Source organism: Bathymodiolus platifrons methanotrophic gill symbiont (genome assembly GCF_002189065.1).
In the GTDB taxonomy this organism is placed as follows: domain Bacteria; phylum Pseudomonadota; class Gammaproteobacteria; order Methylococcales; family Methylomonadaceae; genus Methyloprofundus.
In genome coordinates this window covers 1-1528 of sequence record NZ_BDMN01000540.1, presented here as the reverse complement: position 1 = coordinate 1528, position 1528 = coordinate 1, and the positions used below count along the sequence as shown (strand labels likewise).

At 31.7% G+C, this 1528-nt stretch carries 2 protein-coding genes and 4 tRNA genes; all 6 read left to right on the top strand.

The annotated features are described in order from the left end of the window. Positions 1–66 precede the first annotated feature (66 nt). The 6 genes from CDZ78_RS20280 to CDZ78_RS23480 all read left to right on the top strand — a co-directional run bounded on the left by CDZ78_RS20280 (position 67) and on the right by CDZ78_RS23480 (position 1298). Positions 67–142: transfer RNA gene (locus tag CDZ78_RS20280), tRNA-Lys, on the top strand. A 22-nt stretch (positions 143–164) separates the two neighbouring features. After that, a tRNA-Glu gene (locus CDZ78_RS20275) sits at positions 165–239 on the top strand. A gap of 11 nt (positions 240–250) precedes the next feature. Next, positions 251–326 (top strand) — tRNA-Val (locus tag CDZ78_RS20270). Between the two features lie 23 nt (positions 327–349). Then, positions 350–426, top strand: a tRNA-Asp gene (locus tag CDZ78_RS20265). 19 nt (positions 427–445) lie between these two features. Continuing rightward, entirely contained in the window at positions 446–997 is a 552-nt protein-coding gene (gene purN / locus CDZ78_RS20260; RefSeq protein ID WP_087871564.1) for a phosphoribosylglycinamide formyltransferase, read from the top strand. Between the two features lie 52 nt (positions 998–1049). Then, positions 1050–1298 (top strand): hypothetical protein, encoded by a 249-nt coding sequence (locus tag CDZ78_RS23480; protein WP_087871563.1) that lies wholly within the window; start codon positions 1050–1052, stop codon positions 1296–1298. The last annotated feature ends 230 nt before the right edge of the window (positions 1299–1528 follow it).

Sequence of the window (1528 nt, the reverse complement as noted above, 5' to 3'; positions counted from 1 at the left end):
ATACACGAAAAAATATTGACAAAAAGAAAATTATTTCATATAATTCCACTTCTTATTTACAGGTATGACCCGTTAGCTCAGTTGGTAGAGCATCTCCCTTTTAAGGAGAGGGCCGTTGGTTCAAGCCCAACACGGGTCACCATTTAATTACATAAATCATCGTTGGCTCCTTCGTCTAGTGGTTAGGACGCCGGGTTTTCATCTCGGCAACAGGGGTTCAAGTCCCCTAGGAGTCACCACTAGTCTTTGTGGTCGATTAGCTCAGTTGGTAGAGCGCTACCCTTACAAGGTAGATGTCACAAGTTCGAGTCTTGTATCGACCACCATGATTTATTAATTATTTTTAAGTGCGGTTGTAGTTCAGCTGGTTAGAATGTCGCCCTGTCACGGCGAAGGTCGCGAGTTCGAGTCTCGTCAACCGCGCCACTTAAAATTTAGAAACAATATGAAAACAATAATAGTCCTTTTTAGCGGTAGCGGTACAAACCTACAAAACATTATCAATACTTATCAAAATAAATATCATATACAAACAATCACTAATAATAAAAATGCTAATGGTATAAAAATATGTGAAGAACATAATATAAAATGTGCCGTAATAGATGAAAAATCATTTGAAAATAGACTATCTTATAATAAAAAACTAGTTGAGTATTTAAAACCATTGGAAAAAAACTTGATAGTTTTAGCAGGATATATGAGAATAATACCTAAATTCTTACTAGATGAAATATCAACCCCCATCATAAATCTACACCCATCACTTTTGCCAAGACATAAAGGCTTGCAAGCTATAGAGAAATCATTTGAAGATGAATATGAGGATGCTGGAGTGACTGTACATTATGTGAATTCAGAATTAGATGCGGGTGAGATTATAGTGCAACTTTCTTTTAATAAAAAAGACTATACGGATTTTAGTAATTTTAAAAATAAAGTCAAAAGTTTGGATTATAATATTATGCCTATGGCTATTAATAAAGTTTTATTATAAAATACAGGAGTTGAAGCTAAATAAATTATAAAATTTATAAGGATACACAACAATGAATACAGATTTAACACAAGAAGAAAATGAGATTATAGAATATATAGAAAGTGGCAATGCTAAAAGTATAAAAAACATAAATAATGAAATATCAAAATACACGAATATGGCAAGTGATTTTGATGAGTTCTTAAGAGAAGATGGAATATTAGCTGATACAGAATCAATTGCCATAAAAAGAGTTACATCTTATCAGTTAGAGCAAAAGATGAATGCTCAGAAAATTACAAAAAATAAAAATGTCTAAAATGATGAATGCAAGCAGAGCGGTAGTAAATAGATTATTAAATACATTAGAAATAGCAACGCAAGCACATTAGGCAAAAAGTTAAACATATCTATAATTTGAACTTATTTTCTCTCTTGCAAGATTGGTTAAATTCAAAGTATGTAAATATAACGCTATCACCAGTAATTATAGTGAGCTTTTAGATACTATATTTGAGGGGTTTTGTTTAGGTAAATAAAAAAGCAATA